Genomic DNA, 17,352 nt, shown 5'->3' with positions numbered 1-17,352 from the left:
CTTGATTGCTGCAGACAATTACTCAGGGTATGGAATAATTTCAGATTTCACTACCCTCTTGTCGATGATCACCTGATAAAACGCTTTATCACCGGGTGCAATCGAAAATTCTATTTCACGTGAAGTATTCTCAGTGGTCGTAAATGTTTCGAACTCATCTGAAATAGAATGCTCTGCATCATCTATGTTGATACTGACCTCGGCTGGCTGACCTGCAAGCTCGGGCGGATAAGGAATTTCGATTATTCTCTTCACTTTTTGGTTTGGTTTCGGTTCTGCACCCAAGGAAACTGTCACTTCAAGTGTATCTCCAGGGAGTACTTTTTCAGATGGTCCAGGAGATTGTGTGATGACTTCTCCTTTGTTTACCGTGTCTGAATAAACGTCTTTCCTGACCAATTCCAGATCATTTTCTTCAATATAAGCATTTAAAGCTTCCTCTGAATAGCCGGTCAAATCCTGCAGTTCAAATTCCTCAGGTCCCTTGCTTACCGTTAAGACCAGCTCATCTTCTCCTGGAATGACCTCAACTCCAGGTTCAGGGTCCTGTTCTAAAATCGTTCCCGCTGCTGCTTCATTAAATTCCTCTTCAATTTTAATATTTGTAAACCCTTTTCTTTCAAGAAGATCACGGACCCGGTTAATATCACGGTTCACATAATCATCGAGCTCTACCTTCTCTTTGCCGGAGCTTTCATAGATGATGATTGTATCTCCTTCTTTTACCGTTTTGCCAGCTTCAGGTTTTGTTTTGACAACATAACCTTCCTGTATTTCTTCATCTTCAATTAATATAGGGTCATCGACGACAAATTTTTCAGCAAGGAGCTCTTTAACCGCATCTTCATACTGCATTCCCGATAAATCAGGCACCTCAACATCCTTTGGCATAAGCAGTGATGGAACAACAGTTACTGCTGCCACACTTCCTACTAAAAGCAAAAGGAAGATTGTCAGAATAATCATCCCGGCTTTGTTCTTTTTCTTTTTTTCTTTTTTGCCTTTTTTATTTGCCTCTTTTACCGGCTTTTTTGATTCATCTGTTCCTATGTTCTCAGGAGCGCGGACCATCGTATCGCCGGTCTTTTCATACATATTAGAATCCGTTATGATCGGTATCGCTTTTGTTGCTTCATTATCCTCAGGTATGACAAATTTTTCTTCATTAAGGCGCTCTGGCTTCAGGGCAGTTGTAATATCTTCTTCCATCTCTTCAGCAGATTCATATCTGTGAAAAGTATCCTTGGCCATTGCCTTTAAAATGATATTCTCCACACTCTGCGGGATTGTGGCATTCCATCGTTTTGCAGAAGGTGTTTCTGACTGCAGATGTTTCAGTGCAATGGAAATGGCAGATTCTCCGTCAAAAGGAAGTCTGCCTGTAAGCAGCTCAAAAAGAACGATTCCGAGGGAATAAATATCTGACTTTTTATTCGCCATTCCTCCGCGCGCCTGCTCTGGCGACAAATAATGAACAGAGCCCAGCACAGAGTTCGTCTGGGTAATTGTCGTAGAGCTGAGTGCCATTGCGATGCCGAAGTCGGTTACCTTCACATTTCCATGCGGATCGATCAGAATATTGTGCGGCTTAATGTCACGATGGACGATATGATTTTCATGGGCGTGTGCGATCGCGGATACGATCTGCTCCATGATATTTAAAGCTTCTCTTGGATGAAGGGGTGCATATTGCTGTATGTATTGTTTTAACGTATTGCCTTCAACGTACTCCATGACGATGTAATAGATGCCATCCTCTTCTCCAACATCAAAAATACTGACGATATTCGGATGGGCAAGGCTTGTTGCTGATTGAGCCTCTCGTCTGAATCTCTTAATAAATTCATCATCATTTGAAAAATCAAATCTTAGGACTTTCATTGCAACATCGCGATCTAAGATCATATCCCGCGCCAAATATACGTTTGCCATTCCTCCGCCGCCAATAACCCGAAGAATTTTATACCTGCCGCTTAATCGCTTGCCAATTAACACGTCTGATCACCCTCTTTGATTTCAGACGGCTGTTTGACGATGACGAGTGAAATATTATCCTCTCCTCCATTATCATTTGCCTGTTTGACCAAAGATAATGCGATTTCCTCAAGTGACACGAGAGAGGTAAGCGTCTGCTTCATTTCACTCTCGCCAACTTTGTTGGATAGTCCATCGGAACATAAAAGCAGAATATCTGATTCCTCAAGACAAATGGATGTCAGATCAAGTTCAACGTGTTCTTCTGTCCCTAAAGCCCTTACAAGAACATTTTTTCTGGGATGATGTTCTGCATCTTCCTTTGAAATCTGTCCTGAACGCACGAGTTCATTTACGAGTGAATGATCCTCCGTAATTTGTTTAAAACCGTCCGTGTTGCATAAGTAACCCCGGCTGTCGCCGATATGACCGATTGTGGCAAAGCTTTCTGTGCAGATTGCCGCAACTACAGTTGTCCCCATTCCTTTGCAGTCCGGATTTGTCAATGCATGTTCAAGCAAAATAGCATTCACTTTTTCGATATGCTCTTTCAGCCAATGTACAGCAAGGTCAGGGGAAGAAATGCGGGAAGCTGATTCCCACATTTCTTTCAAAGTTGCAATGGTCATTTGACTTGCAACATCCCCTGCTAAGTGACCTCCCATACCATCTGCGACAACCGCGAGCACATCTCCGTCTTCATTTTTATAGACGCCAACACTGTCTTCATTATGCTGCCTTACTTTTCCCCTGTCTGTTACAATAACGGTTTCCATGAAGTCACCTCGTCTCTTCTTTGCGCTCCTTCGCTCTAAGCTGACCGCATGCTGCATCAATGTCGTGTCCCTGTTCACGTCTGGTCGTTACGTTTATGCCGCGTTTTTTCAATGTCTTCTCGAACAGATCAATCTGTTCTCTTGGCGTTCTGACATAGTCTCGTTCAGGCACATAGTTGACCGGAATTAAGTTCACATGACATTTGAGATGCTTAATAAGCTTCGCGAGCTCTTCAGCGTGCTCTACCTGATCATTTACTCCGCCGAATAAACCATATTCAAAACTCACGCGGCGGCCTGTTTTATTTACATAATACTCAATGGCTTCCATCAGTTCAGGAAGCTTGTATGCCTTGTTGATTGGCATCAAACGGCTTCTAAGCTCCGTATTTGGAGCATGAAGAGAAACGGCAAAGTTAATTTGCAGGTGTTCATCTGCAAATTTATAGATTTTTGGAATGATCCCGCTCGTTGAAACGGTAATATGGCGGGCTCCAATATTTAATCCATCATCATGATTAATGATTTTAAGGAATCCCATCATTTCATCATAGTTGTCAAATGGTTCGCCGATGCCCATGATGACCACATGACTCACGCGTTCTCCAAGCTCATCAAGTGCCTTCTGTACTTTTACGACCTGAGCAACGATTTCTCCTGCTTCTAAATTGCGTTTTAATCCGCCAAGTGTAGATGCACAGAACGTACAGCCAATCCGGCATCCGACTTGTGTTGTTACACAAACCGAATTTCCATATTCATGGCGCATCAGTACGGTTTCAATCGAATATCCGTCATGAAGTTCAAATAAAAACTTCATTGTGCCGTCATTTGAAGTTTGCTGAATGATTGTTTTAAGTGTTGTTAAAACAAAGTTCTCATCAAGCTTGCTTCTCAGCGCTTTAGGTAAATTTGACATTTCCTCAAAAGAGGATGCTCTTTTAATATAAAGCCAGTCAAAAATTTGAGCAGCTCTGAACGGCTTTTCGCCTTTCTCTGTTAACCAATCTTGCAATTCTCCGAGTTCAAGAGAATAAATGGAAGGTTTTACTTGATCTTTGATGACTGTTTTTTTTGTGCGTTTTACTTCTTCCATTTTTACACCTTCTTTCTTAAGCTTGCTATATAAAATCCGTCCGTGCCGAAATAATGCGGCAGTATTTGAAGCTGTCCATCAGCAGCAAATGGTTTTGCAGGCTGCGGCAAACGGTCAATTAATGAATGATCGAGCTCGTAATCACTGTGTTTTTCTAAAAATGCCTGTACGACTTGTCCATTTTCTTCATGATCAATTGTACATGTGCTATAGATTAGTGTACCATCTTTTTTCAATAAAGGCGCGACTGAAGAAAGAATTGCCAGCTGAATTTCTGAAAGACGCCCTACATCCTCTTCTGTTTTTGAATATTTTATATCCGGTTTTCGGCGGATGACGCCAAATCCTGAACAAGGTGCATCCACTAAAATTTTATCAAACTGGCCGTTTTCAAATCGGATATGAGCCTTTCTGCTGTCGAGCGCTTCTGTCTCAATATTGCTCAGGTGAAGACGGTCTGCCTGCTCTTTAATTAATTTCACCTTATGCTCATGCAGATCAAGTGAATGAACGGATCCTGTGTTTTCGAGGATTTCAGCAATATGCGTTGATTTCCCGCCCGGTGCAGCGCATGCGTCAAGCACACAGTCGCCTTTTTGCAATCCAAGCGTTCGTGCTACAAGCATTGAGCTTTCATCCTGGATTGTAAAGCAGCCCTTTTTAAATTCTTCTGTTTGAGCAAGATTTCCCTTCAGGCTTTTAATGGCATCTTCTGTCAGGTCGCCTTTTTCAGTTTGAATTCCTTTTCGCTCAAGCATATCCATCAATTCCTCAGGTGATTGTTTCATTTGATTCACCCGTGCTGTCACACTTGGCGGTGTGATATTTGCCTCGCACATTTTTCTTGTCTCGCAGGTTCCAAGCTGGGCGATCCAGCGCTGAACTAACCAGAGAGGATGACTTGTTTCTACTGCAATCCGTTTTGCATCATCTTTAATGGAATCAAAGGATGGAACACCTTCACGCTGAAGCGACCTTAAAATTCCATTTACAAAAGAGGCAATGCCTTTATGCCCCCTGGACTTGGCAATTTCCACCGCTTCAAATAATACGGCCCTCTCAGGCACCCGGTCCAGATAAACCATTTGATAAACTGAAAGGCGAAGCAGATTCATGACCCACTGTTCTGTCTTTTTGGCATTTTTCAAGAACGGCGCCAGGTAAAAATCAATCGTATCTTTGCGCTGCAGAGTTCCATAAACCATCTCAGTCAGAAGCGGAATATCGATTTCTTTCACGTTATTCTTCTTTATCATAGAATTTAAAAGAAGATGGCTGTATGCCTGATTTTTTTCAATTGTCAGCAGTGTTTCCAAAGCAACCTCGCGGACATTATTTGTTTTCTTCATTTTGCTCTCCCAACTTTTCTCCTGCCTGCATTTGCGTGCCTCTCAGAAAATCTTCTCCGCTCATCTTTTTCTTTCCGGATGGCTGAAGTTCTGTAATTTTGATTGCCGTGCTGTCACCAGTTGCCACAACAAAGCCATCAGAATCGATTCCAATGATTGTTCCAGGTGCTGCTGTATTTTTATTTGGCAGTTTTTCACCCCACCAAATCTTTACAACCTGATTATTCATATGGGTAAAGGCAACTGGCCATGGATGCAGACCGCGGATATGATCATAGATTTCCTGGCCGCTTTTCGTCCAGTCAATCTTCTCTTGTTCGCGCTTGATGTTTGATGCGAATGTTGCTTTTTCATTATCCTGCTTGCGCGGAGTCAGTTTTCCTTCAAGCAGCAGGGGCAGCGTTTCTGCCAATAGATCAGCTCCGGCAGCACTCAGTTTATCATGTAGAGTCCCTACATGATCTCGCTCTTCAATTGTCACTTCTGCCTGAGTCAGGATATCACCGGCATCAAGTTTTTCAACCATATACATGATCGTGATGCCCGTTTTCTTTTTGCCCTGAAGAATGGAATAATGAATAGGAGCTCCGCCTCTTAGCTCAGGAAGCAATGAGGCATGAACATTTATGCAGCCGAACTTGGGCGCTTCTAATAATTCATTCGGCAGAATTTGACCGAATGCAGCTGTTACGACCAGATCCGGTTTGAGAGCAAGCACTTGTTCAAGCTCTTTTTTATCTCTGATTTTTTCAGGCTGAAGCACAGGAATCTTCTGTTTTTCTGCTTCTACTTTTACTGGAGGAGGTGTCAGGGTTTTTTTACGGCCTTTAGGACGGTCAGGCTGAGTGACAACTCCAACAACTTCATATCCTTCTGCCACGAGTCTTTTTAAAACAGGAACTGAAAAATCAGGCGTTCCCATAAAAACGATTCTTGTCATGCCAATCATCCTTCCAATTCTTCTAGCTCTTCTTCTTTAATGTATTTTTTCACTTTAGACGTAAACAGAATTCCGTGCAGGTGATCAATTTCATGCTGTATTGCTCTAGCTAAAAAACCATTTGCTTCAATGACAAATGGTTTGCCTTTTCGATTTTGAGCTCTTACTTTAACAAAATCGCTGCGTTCTACTTCGCCATATAATCCCGGGAAGCTTAAGCAGCCTTCTGGTCCTGTCTGAGAGCCGCTCTTCTCTATAATAACTGGATTAATCAGTTCGATTGTTCCATGATGATCATCTATGTCAACAACAGCTGCTTGAATGGGTATTCCCACTTGAGGAGCAGCAAGACCCACCCCGTCAAGTTCAATCATTGTATCATACATGTCTTTTAATAACTTTGAAAGCTTTCTGTCAAAGACGGTGACAGGTTCGCATTCTTGCTCCAGCACTTCTGCCGGGTGCACTACGATTGGTTTTATAGCCAATGAAACATCCTCCAGATTTATCATTTTTTTAGGGTATTTTCGCATAGATTGTTGTTTTTATTTTAAAAGGTTGTCCGTTTCTTTCCGCTCCAGGAACTTAGTTGTTTAAAACATTTAGTCTAAAAGCAACAAAGTTTACGAATAGAGCCTTTTTTTATTTATTTTAGACGCATATGCTGCATCTAAACCCTACATCATTGTATTTGGATTTAAATCGAGGCTGATGGATAATTGATTTTTATTCATATCCTGCTGATAGCGTTCGATAATCATTTTAAGCGATGCGTGCAGATTTTCTTCCCGCTTGTATTTTATCATGCATTGATAGCGATATCTATCGTTTATCCTTGGAATGGGTGAAGCTACGGGTCCAAGGATCTGCACAGTATCTGAAAGTCTTTGATTCAGGTGCTTCGCTATTTTTTCTGTGACGGAAACAGCCTTCAGAAGATCGGGATGAGACACCGTGACTAAAGCAAGATAATAAAAAGGAGGATAAGCATGCTGCTTTCTTGACAGCATTTCCTGCTGATAAAATGAATCATAATCATGATGACTTGCAAGCTGAATGCTGTAATGCTCAGGTGAATAGGACTGAATCACAACCTCGCCCGGCAGTTCATGCCTGCCCGCTCTGCCGCTTACTTGTGTCAGCAGCTGAAACGTTTTTTCAGATGAGCGGAAATCCGGCAGATGCAGCATCGTATCTGCGGTTAATACCCCTACAAGGGTTACATCCGGAAAATCCAGGCCTTTTGCAATCATTTGCGTGCCTAAAAGGATATCTGCCTCTTTATTGCCAAACTGAGTCAGTAATTTTTCATGAGACCCTTTCCGTCCTGTCGTATCCACATCCATGCGGATGATTCTTGCTTCCGGCAGTACTTTTGCAAGCTCTTCTTCTACCCGCTGGGTTCCCGTTCCAAAGAAACGGATGTGTTCACTGCTGCATTCAGGACAAACCTTTGGCATTGGCTCTTCATGCCCGCAATAATGGCACTTTAATTGAGAACCATGTTTATGATAGGTTAAGGAAATATCACAATGCGGACAGCCGGTCACACATCCGCAGTCTCTGCACATGACAAAAGAAGAATATCCCCGTTTATTTAAAAATAAGACGGATTGCTCCCCTTTTTGGGTTCGGTCCTGAAGTTTTTCAAGCAGGGATGATGAAAACATCGTTCTGTTCCCGCTTCTTAATTCATCTCTCATATCAATCACTTCAACTTGGGGAAGCGGCCGCTGATTCACACGCTCTTTTAAGGAAAGCAGCTGATAAACCCCTTTACCTGCTCTTGCAAACGATTCTAGTGAAGGAGTTGCGCTCCCCAAAACAACTGGACATTGATGAAATTTTGCACGGTAAATAGCAACATCCCTTGCATGATAGCGGGGATTCTCTTCTTGCTTATAGCTTCCTTCATGTTCCTCATCAATAATAATCATTCCGAGATTCGTGAATGGAGCAAACACTGCAGATCTTGCTCCAACGACAAGTTTTACTTCACCGCGATGAATTTTTCTCCATTCATCGTACTTTTCTCCGACTGAAAGACCGCTGTGCAGCACGGCCACAAGTGAACCAAATCTTCCTTTAAACCGATTGACCATTTGCGGGGTAAGCGAAATCTCAGGAACGAGAACAATTGCTTCTTTCCCCTGATTGAGGACAGACTCGATTGACTGCAGGTAAACCTCTGTTTTCCCGCTGCCTGTTACACCATACATTAAAAAGACATCATGCCGGTTTTGTTCAACCGAGTTCAGGATTGGAGAAATGGCAGTCTGCTGCTCAGCAGTCAGTGCAAGGGGCTCTGTCTTTTTAAATGTGCGGTCCTCGTAAGGATCACGGTAAACCTCAATATTCTCTTCCCTTAACAATTTCTTTTTAATAAGCGTTTTTACAGGAGAGTCTGTGATGTTCAGCTGTAAAAGAAGTTCCTGAAACGGCACAGATAGACCGCTATTTTCAATAAAGTAATCGAGAACAAGCTTTTGTTTTGCTGCCTGCGCAGTACATGACTCTGATTCCTTCATTAATTCGGCTATTTCCGCATTCGAAGTGATGTACTTTTGAGTCTTTTTTTTGTTTTTTTGTTTTACCTGATAAATAACCTCAAGGACTCCCCGTTCGATTTCCAGCTGAAATTCTTTTACAGAATCGCTTTTTTCGATGTCTTTCCAATAAATGCTTCTTCTGCTTTGAAACCATGGAAGGACTTTCGGGTGTAGGTTCGGTCTGTATTCATCAGAAACAAGGACAATTTCCTTCTCGTATTTCGCTTTCATCGCAGCCGGCAGCATAGCCTGGAAAGCAGAAATCTTAAAGCATAACGTTGTTTGAGTAAGCCAATGGCCGATATCGAGCAGTTCCTTTGTTAGTGCAGGCGTAATATCCATCACTTCAGCGATTGGCTTTACCCTGTCAAATTCACTTTCATTTTTAAGGCCAATTACAAACCCCTGAACTTTGCGGGGGCCAAACGGAACGATCACACGCATTCCAGCTTTAATAAAACCTGCCCATTTACCAGGAATGACATAATCAAATGCTCTGTCTGTCTGCATTGCTTTCACATCAACGATTACGCTTGCGAACCTCATGATTTATACTCCTTTATAAAGACGGGTGATTTCTCCTAAAATTTGCTTTGCTACTTCTTGCTTAGACAGCACAGGAAGCTCGATTTTTTCACCGCTCTTTTTGTATATGGTCACAATATTTGTATCCGTTCCGAAACCGGCTCCGGCTAGCGTCACATTGTTTGCCACTATCATATCCAGATTTTTCTTCTGGAGTTTTCTTAACGCATATTCCTCCACATTTTCCGTTTCGGCTGCGAATCCTACGAGAAACTGGTTTTCTTTTCGCTCTCCCAGATCTTTTAAAATATCTTTTGTCCGTTCCATTTCAATCGTTAAAGAACCATCCTGTTTTTTCATTTTCTGATCAGAGACGATGCGCGGCCGGTAATCGGCAACTGCCGCAGATTTAATGACAATATCCATTTCACTGAAGCGGTTCAATACTTCATGATGCATTTCTTCTGCTGATTCAACCTTCACAACCGTCACTCCTGAAGGAGAAGCAATCGAAACCGGGCCTGAGATCAACGTAACTTCCGCACCCATTTGATATGCAGCCTCCGCAATCGCATAACCCATTTTACCTGAGGAATGATTGGTAAAATAACGGACTGGGTCTACTTTTTCACGGGTCGGGCCCGCAGTAATCATCACGTTTTTGCCTTTTAAAGGCTTCATGTGCTTATCAGAAAAAAAACCTTCTATTAAAGAGACGATTTTCTCAGGTTCTTCAAGTCTTCCTTTCCCGACATATCCGCAGGCTAAATAACCTTCACTTGGCTCTATATATTGATACCCATACTGGGATAACGTCAGAATGTTTTTCTGAACAGCCGGATTGTCATACATATGAACATTCATAGCTGGAGCAATCCAGACCGGTGCAGTTGTCGCAAGCAATGTCGTTGTCAGCATATCGTCTGCAATTCCATTTGCTAATTTACCGATCGTATTTGCAGTGGCAGGTGCGACAACAACAAGATCTGCCCAATCCGCAAGATCAATGTGTGAGATAACGGCAGGATTTTTCTCGTCAAATGTATCAAAATAAACGTCATTTCTGGATAAAGCCTGAAAGGTCAGCGGGTTAACAAATTCGCGCGCTGAGTTTGTCATGATTACTTTTATTTCAGCTCCAGCCTGAATGATTTTGCTTGTTAAAGCTGCTGCTTTATAGACGGCAATACCTCCGCTTACGCAAAGAAGGATTTTCTTCCCCTTCATTTCACATTCCCCCACCAAAGTCATAATAGTTATTATAGCTGTGAATTATCAAGAATGAAAAAATAACAACCCATGTTGTTTCAGGTTGTTATTTTAAAGTGCCATTTAATTAGTCTTGTTTTTCATAATCCAGCAAGCCTGAATTAATTTCTTCAAGTGCTTTGCCGACATATTTATGAGAGACAGGCTTCACGATTTGCTGATCGTGATTTTCCTGCATTTCACGTGCGCGTCTTGCCGCGACTGTTACGAGTGTATATTTAGAATCAAGCTTATTCATTAGTTTATCAATAGATGGATATAACATATTATTTATTCAACCTCCAGCATTTTCTTATAACGAAGTGCAATGCGGTCACGTCTGCAATGTTCAGCTGTGACAATCGCACGAATACGTCCGCAGGCTAGATCCACATGATCATTTTCAACGACGTAATCGTAAGCATCCATCATTTCAATTTCTTCTTTGGCAACCTTCATGCGATTATTGATGATATCCTGTGTTTCTGTTCCGCGTGTGACGATGCGGTTTTTAAGCTCGCTTAAGCTTGGCGGCATAAGGAAGATGAATAACCCTTCCGGAAATGCCTTTCGCACCTGCAATGCTCCCTGAACTTCAATTTCAAGGAAAACATCTCTTCCTTCGCTTAACGTTTTCTCCACATAGTCAATCGGCGTTCCGTAGTAGTTGCCCACGAATTCCGCCCATTCCAATAAACGCTCTTCTTTAATTAATTGTTCGAATTCTTCTTTTGATTTAAAGAAATAATCAACTCCGTCAACTTCGCCTTCACGCGGTTTGCGTGTCGTCATGCTGATCGAATATTGAAAATCTGTATCATTCTGTGAAAAGATAGCTTTTCTTACAGTACCTTTACCAACACCAGAAGGACCCGAAAGCACGATGAGTAATCCTCTTTCTTTCATATCCAGAACTTTCCCTACCCTTCATCTGTTAACTCGTCTTTATTTGAAAGCCTGTGGGCAACCGTTTCTGGCTGAACCGCAGATAGTATAATATGATCACTGTCCATAATCACGACTGCTCTCGTTCTGCGGCCATATGTCGCATCAATAAGCATGGCGCGGTCACGGGCGTCTTGAATGATCCTTTTAATCGGAGCTGATTCAGGACTTACAATGGAAATAATGCGATTGGCTGAGACAATATTGCCAAAGCCGATATTAATTAACTTAATACTCATCTGTTCGCTCCCCCTAGTAAACGACAAAACTATTTTTGCCCTAAATGGCCCATTATAAACGATTTAACTGCTCATTATTCAATATTTTGAACTTGCTCTTTTAATCTTTCTATGACGCTTTTCAGTTCTACTGAACATTTGGATATATCTTTATCATTTGCTTTAGAACCGATCGTATTCGCTTCTCTATTCAGCTCCTGAACAAGAAAATCTAATTTTCTTCCAATTGATTCTTCTTTTTGCATCGTTTCGCGGAATTGTGAGAGATGACTTCTGATTCTCGTAATCTCTTCTGCAATATCCGCTCTGTCAGCAAAAAGGGCAGCCTCCGTTACCAATCTGCTTTCATCAATTGTGCCCTCGGAGAGCTCAGCTATCTTTTTTTCCAGCCTTTGTTTGTAGCGAATTACGACTTGGGGTGCATATTTCTCAATATCAGATACATAAGACTCCAAAAATGCCAGCTGCTTTTGCAAATCAATTTTAAGATGTGCACCTTCTGCCATTCTCATCTCTTTCAGCTTTTCTGCTGCATCCTGCACAGCCGCAAAGACCATGGAATGAATTTCTTCATTCCCTTTTGCCTGTTCTCCAACTGCAATAACATGTTCCAGCTTAAGGAGATCTGTCAGCTGCAATCCATTATGTAAATCATACCGGTTTTGAATCGAAGCAGCCGCCTGAACATAGTGATCAAGCAAATTCCAATCAACTTCGATAAACCGGTCTGCCAATGATTCGCCTTCAATTGTTATGTATACTTCCACGCGTCCTCTATTAATGATAGAAGAGATCACTTTTTTGATTTTATCCTCTATGGACATCAATTGTCTAGGCATTCTTACGTTAATTTCAAAAAAACGGTGATTAACCGATTTCATTTCGGCTGTAATGGTCAATTTATTATTCTCAATTGATGAACGCCCGTATCCTGTCATGCTGCAAACCATATATTTCACATCCAATTCTTTGATCAAATCATAAGGAATGCACTCTGCTTATGTACCAAAAGGCTGTTTTGCATAGATTGTTGTTTTTTATGATAAATGTTGTCCGTTCCTTCCGCTACAATACACTTAATGTTTTAAACATTTAGTTCATTAAAAACAATATTTACGAAAAGAGCTTCTAACAAAAGAAAAGGTAATAGACTGAGCTATTACCTTTTGAATTATAGCATATTTTAACTTTTTTTTCTTGTCAAAAGTGATCCTGCCAGCAAAAAAGTTGGAATGGCTGATAATCCAAGCACCAAGAGCCAGTCTCTTGCCATGATTGGCACTGTATGGAAGATCGGCTGCATCGGGGCATAATAGATCACAGCAAGCATCAGCAGCACAGATGAAATAACCGCACCTACAAGATAGAGGTTCTCAAATGGATTTCTCAAAAACACAGACCTTTCGCTTCTGCAGTCAAACACATGTATCAACTGAGCCATGACCAATGTTGCAAACGCAATGGTCTGGGCATATATCAAATTGTCAGGATCACGGTGATAGACAATCATAAACGCTGCAAGGGTAACAATCCCAATCAGGAATCCCCTGGAAATGACTTTCCAGCCAAGACCCCGTGCAAATACCCCTTCCTTATGATGCCGCGGTTTTCTCTGCATTAAATCTCCCTCTGGCTGATCTAAACCGAGAGCCATCGCAGGCAGACCATCTGTCACAAGGTTGACCCACAGAATCTGGATGGGAACAAGGGGCAGCGGAAGCGCGAGCAGCATGGCAAAAAGCATAACCAGAATTTCGCCGACGTTCGAAGCAAGCAAATATCGGATAAACTTCCTTATGTTCTCATAGATATTCCGGCCTTCTTTAATTGCAAGCTTGATCGTAGCAAAATTATCATCCACTAAAACAAGGGCAGATGCTTCCTTTGCCACATCTGTTCCTGTAATCCCCATTGAAATGCCAATATCAGCAGCTTTAATAGCAGGTGCATCGTTTACTCCGTCCCCAGTCATCGCAACGATATGCCCTCTGCTTTGAAGCGCTTTAACAATTTTTAGCTTGTGTTCAGGCGATACCCTTGCAAACACATAAATATCGTCTACAATCTGCACAAGCTCCTCATTTGGCATAGCCGACAGAGCTGCCCCATCTATTACTTTCCCATTTGGCGGAAGGAGGTCAAGCTGTTTGGCAATGGCTCTAGCCGTATTAACATGGTCACCTGTGATCATCACCGTTTTTATTCCGGCCTGTCTGCATTCTTTCACTGCTTGTTTCACTTCAGGACGCGGCGGATCGATCATTCCCTGCAGCCCTAAGAAAACCAAGCTTTTCTCAACTTCATGCTGATGATAAATGGTTTGAACAGAGACAGGCTTAAAGGCAACCGCAATCGTCCTTAGTGCTTGAGAAGCCAGATTGTCAATTGCTTCATTTATTTTTGTTTCATATTTTGAAGATATATAGTGCTGTTTTTCATCCCAAAGCACAAAGTCTAATTTCTGAAGAAGAATATCTGGCGCACCTTTTGTGATGACAAAGCGCTTGCCGTTTTTATCTTCGATGATGACGCTCATCATTTTCCGGGTGGAGTCAAATGGGAATTCATCGATGATTTTAAACTGCTTGGAAAGCGCTTCTCTTGAGAGCCCTGCTTTCATCGCAGCTACAACAAGCGCCCCTTCCGTCGGATCTCCGTCCAGAATGTAGTCATCATCTTTCTCATAAATGTTTGCCGTATTGCAAAGCATGCCAAATGTAAGAATTTGCTGAAGGGATTTATTGTCCTTTACTAATACCTTTTGTTCATTGGCGAAAAATTCGCCTTTCGGCTGATACCCTGTGCCGCTGAGCTGCCAAGTGCGTCCGCCGGACCATATATGCGTAACGGTCATCTTGTTTTGTGTCATCGTTCCAGTTTTATCTGAACAAATGACGGATGCACAGCCAAGCGTTTCTACAGCTGGCAGCTTTCTGACAATCGATCTTTGCTTGATCATTCTTTGTACACCTAATGACAAAGCAACCGTTACGATGGCCGGAAGTCCTTCTGGAATCGCAGCTACAGCAAGAGATACACCTGCAAGGAACATATCGTAGAGCTCATGCCCTTGAATCACTCCAACCGCCACTACTAAAAAAGTTAACGCAAGAGCAACAACAATTAAGATTTTTCCGAGCTGTTCAAGTCTTCTCTGAAGCGGTGTTTCCATCGTTTCGGCAGACTGAAGCAAGTCGGCAATCTGTCCCATCGCCGTATTCATGCCCGTTGCAACAACAACTCCAACCCCATTGCCCCGAGTGACCAGCGTTCCCATGAAGGCCATATTAGTTAAATCCCCAATACCCGCATGACCGTCTGACAGAGCATTCGTAAATTTAGATACAGGAAGTGACTCGCCTGTTAAAGCTGATTCTTCAATTTCCAAGCTTTTTGCTTCGATCAAGCGGAGATCTGCGCCTATTCTGTCCCCGCTCGAAAATTTCACAATATCTCCGGGAACAAGATCCTTCGACTGAATCCTTGTCCATTCGCCTTCTCTCAGAGCCTGCACTTGAGGCGCTGACATCTCTTTTAGGGCTTCAAGTGATTTTTCCGCACGCCGCTCCTGAAAAAAACCAAGTATGCCATTAATTAAAACGATGGCAATGATGGCAATCGCATCAATATATTCGCCAAGAAGACCCGAAATCAGTGTTGCCGCCAGCAAAACCAGCACCATAAAATCTTTAAACTGCTCCAAAAATAATAAAAATGCTGAAGGTTTTTCAGCTTCCTTAAGTTCATTGAAACCGTGATGCTTCACTCTTTTTTGAACATCTTTTTCCGTTAATCCGTTTTCTCTGCTTGTATTAATTGACTGAAGAACTTCTTCCGGTCCAATTTCATGCCATTTCATGAATTTTTTTTACACCTCTCAATACGTGGAATAGTAGGACAATCTCTTATAATGTCAATTTATTCAGCCCTGTCCAAAAAAATGCTATAATAATTTGAATGTGGAGATTTGATCCAACTTACCTATAGAAAAGGGTGCTTGCGATGTCATTTGATGGCATGTTTACATATGCGATAACAGAAGAATTGAAAAAAGAACTGGCAAATGGAAGAATCTCAAAGATCCATCAGCCGTATAAAAATGAACTGATTTTTATCATCCGGGCAAATGGGGGCAATCACCGTCTCCTGCTGTCAGCCCATCCAAGCTATGCAAGAATTCACTTAACAACAGAAAGCTATGAAAATCCGAGCGAACCTCCAATGTTTTGCATGCTGCTAAGAAAGCATCTCGAAGGCGGAGTCATTGAAAGAATCGGACAAATCGAATTAGAACGAATTCTGTACATTGATGTGAAAGGCAGAAATGAAATCGGCGACGTTACTTATAAGCGCCTGATTATTGAAATAATGGGCAGACACAGCAACATTATTCTTATTGACCGTGACCGCAATATGATTCTTGACAGCATTAAGCACATCTCGCCTGCTGTGAATCGTCACCGCACGATTATGCCGGGACAGGAATATGTTCTGCCTCCTGAGCAGAATAAACTGAATCCCTTTGAAGCGACAGAAGAAACAATTTTGCGCAAAATGGATTTTAATTCAGGAAAATTAGATCAGCAGCTTATGCAGCAGTTTGCCGGAATCTCTCCTCTTTTTGCAAAAGAGATCCTGTTCAGGGCAGGCCTTGCCAGCAGGATTAGCCTGCCGGAATCCTTTTTAAAGATTGTTTCTGAGATCAAGAATAATGACATCTCAGCATCTATGATTGAAACAAATGATAAAGAATATTTCTATATTCTTCCGCTTACTCACTTAAACGGGACGAGCAAGGTTTTTCCTTCAATTTCTGAGATGCTAGACCGCTATTATTATGGAAAAGCAGCCCGTGACAGAGTAAAGCAGCAAGGCAATGATCTTGAACGATTTGTACAAAATGAACTGAAGAAAAATAAAACAAAAATCAAAAAGCTGCAAGCGACGCTTAAGGATGCCGAAAAAGCAGAGAAATACAAGCTTCGCGGCGAGCTGATTACAGCTAATATGTATGCAATAAAACGCGGGGATAAAACGGCTGATGTCATAAACTATTATGACGGAGAAATGGTCAGCATTACCTTGAACCCGCAAAAGACACCGTCTGAAAATGCACAGGCATATTTCCAAAAATACAACAAGGCGAAAAAATCGGTTGCTTTTGTTGAAGAACAAATCAGACTCGCTGAAAATGAAATCCTCTATTTTGAAAACGTGTTTCAGCAAATTGAATCCGCTTCTCCGAAGGACATCGAAGAGATTAGAGAAGAATTGATGGACGGGGGCTATTTAAAGAAAAAACAAGCAAAAGGAAATAAAAAGAATAAGCCGGCAAAAATAATCCTTGAAAAATATGCGGCAACTGACGGCACGGAAATTCTTGTCGGAAAAAACAACAAGCAAAACGATTACTTAACAAACAAAACAGCAGCACGGGATGATATTTGGCTCCATACAAAAGACATACCAGGCTCTCATGTTGTTATCCGAAGCCAGGAACCAAGCGAGGAAACGATCTTAGAAGCGGCGGGTCTTGCAGCTTATTTCAGTAAAGCAAAAGGATCAAGCTCTGTCCCGGTTGATTTCACAAAAATACGGCATGTCAAAAAGCCGAATGGATCTAAACCTGGTTTCGTCATTTATGACAACCAGCAAACCGTGTATGTTACACCTGATCCGGATTTGGTCATTAAATTAAGAAAAGCATAGAC

14 protein-coding genes are annotated in these 17,352 nt (G+C 42.0%); 1 reads left to right on the top strand and 13 read right to left on the bottom strand.

Features of this window, described 5'->3' with window-relative positions; all coding sequences use genetic code 11:
• Window positions 1–18: 18 nt before the first annotated feature.
• The 13 genes from pknB to AC3ISE_RS09390 form a co-directional block, all read right to left on the bottom strand.
• Window positions 19–1,995, bottom strand: coding sequence for a Stk1 family PASTA domain-containing Ser/Thr kinase (gene pknB, locus AC3ISE_RS09450; RefSeq protein WP_489223996.1), 1,977 nt, complete (start codon window positions 1,993–1,995; stop codon window positions 19–21).
• Complete coding sequence (locus AC3ISE_RS09445; RefSeq protein ID WP_489223995.1) at window positions 1,989–2,750, bottom strand: Stp1/IreP family PP2C-type Ser/Thr phosphatase; 762 nt, start codon at window positions 2,748–2,750, stop codon at window positions 1,989–1,991. Before AC3ISE_RS09445 ends, pknB begins: the two co-directional genes overlap by 7 nt.
• Window positions 2,751–2,754: 4 nt before the next feature.
• The gene (rlmN, locus tag AC3ISE_RS09440; RefSeq protein ID WP_070879129.1) at window positions 2,755–3,846 is read right to left on the bottom strand and encodes a dual-specificity RNA methyltransferase RlmN; all 1,092 of its coding nucleotides are present in this window, start codon (window positions 3,844–3,846) and stop codon (window positions 2,755–2,757) included.
• Between the two features lie 2 nt (window positions 3,847–3,848).
• Entirely contained in the window at window positions 3,849–5,195 is a 1,347-nt protein-coding gene (rsmB, locus tag AC3ISE_RS09435; RefSeq protein WP_489223994.1) for a 16S rRNA (cytosine(967)-C(5))-methyltransferase RsmB, read from the bottom strand.
• Window positions 5,179–6,135 (bottom strand): methionyl-tRNA formyltransferase, encoded by a 957-nt coding sequence (gene fmt, locus AC3ISE_RS09430; RefSeq protein ID WP_489223993.1) that lies wholly within the window; start codon window positions 6,133–6,135, stop codon window positions 5,179–5,181. Before fmt ends, rsmB begins: the two co-directional genes overlap by 17 nt.
• Window positions 6,136–6,140: 5 nt before the next feature.
• Complete coding sequence (def, locus tag AC3ISE_RS09425) at window positions 6,141–6,623, bottom strand: peptide deformylase (protein WP_309191504.1); 483 nt, start codon at window positions 6,621–6,623, stop codon at window positions 6,141–6,143.
• Between the two features lie 189 nt (window positions 6,624–6,812).
• A complete protein-coding gene (gene priA, locus AC3ISE_RS09420; protein WP_489223992.1) occupies window positions 6,813–9,230 on the bottom strand; it encodes a primosomal protein N' in 2,418 nt (805 codons plus the stop codon).
• A 3-nt stretch (window positions 9,231–9,233) separates the two neighbouring features.
• Window positions 9,234–10,436, bottom strand: coding sequence for a bifunctional phosphopantothenoylcysteine decarboxylase/phosphopantothenate--cysteine ligase CoaBC (coaBC, locus tag AC3ISE_RS09415; protein ID WP_489223991.1), 1,203 nt, complete (start codon window positions 10,434–10,436; stop codon window positions 9,234–9,236).
• A gap of 109 nt (window positions 10,437–10,545) precedes the next feature.
• Window positions 10,546–10,743, bottom strand: coding sequence for a DNA-directed RNA polymerase subunit omega (gene rpoZ, locus AC3ISE_RS09410; RefSeq protein WP_070879124.1), 198 nt, complete (start codon window positions 10,741–10,743; stop codon window positions 10,546–10,548).
• A gap of 5 nt (window positions 10,744–10,748) precedes the next feature.
• Window positions 10,749–11,363, bottom strand: coding sequence for a guanylate kinase (gene gmk / locus AC3ISE_RS09405; RefSeq protein WP_133311221.1), 615 nt, complete (start codon window positions 11,361–11,363; stop codon window positions 10,749–10,751).
• 14 nt (window positions 11,364–11,377) lie between these two features.
• A complete protein-coding gene (gene remA / locus AC3ISE_RS09400) occupies window positions 11,378–11,641 on the bottom strand; it encodes an extracellular matrix/biofilm regulator RemA (RefSeq protein ID WP_029281439.1) in 264 nt (87 codons plus the stop codon).
• 74 nt (window positions 11,642–11,715) lie between these two features.
• Window positions 11,716–12,591 carry a YicC/YloC family endoribonuclease gene (locus AC3ISE_RS09395; protein WP_489223990.1) on the bottom strand — a complete coding sequence of 292 codons (876 nt, stop codon included), beginning with the start codon at window positions 12,589–12,591 and terminating at the stop codon, window positions 11,716–11,718.
• A gap of 233 nt (window positions 12,592–12,824) precedes the next feature.
• Window positions 12,825–15,500, bottom strand: a complete 2,676-nt coding sequence (locus tag AC3ISE_RS09390) for a calcium-translocating P-type ATPase, SERCA-type (protein ID WP_489223989.1) — start codon at window positions 15,498–15,500, stop codon at window positions 12,825–12,827.
• A gap of 143 nt (window positions 15,501–15,643) precedes the next feature.
• Here AC3ISE_RS09390 and AC3ISE_RS09385 point away from each other — a divergent pair, with 143 nt between their 5' ends.
• On the top strand, window positions 15,644–17,350 hold the full coding sequence (locus tag AC3ISE_RS09385; protein ID WP_489223988.1) for an Rqc2 family fibronectin-binding protein: 1,707 nt from the start codon (window positions 15,644–15,646) through the stop codon (window positions 17,348–17,350).
• Window positions 17,351–17,352: the final 2 nt, after the last annotated feature.

Source organism: Metabacillus sp. KH_069, from assembly GCF_057838075.1.
Note: the sequence above shows the minus strand (reverse complement) of the source record. Positions and strands in the feature narration are given on the sequence as shown.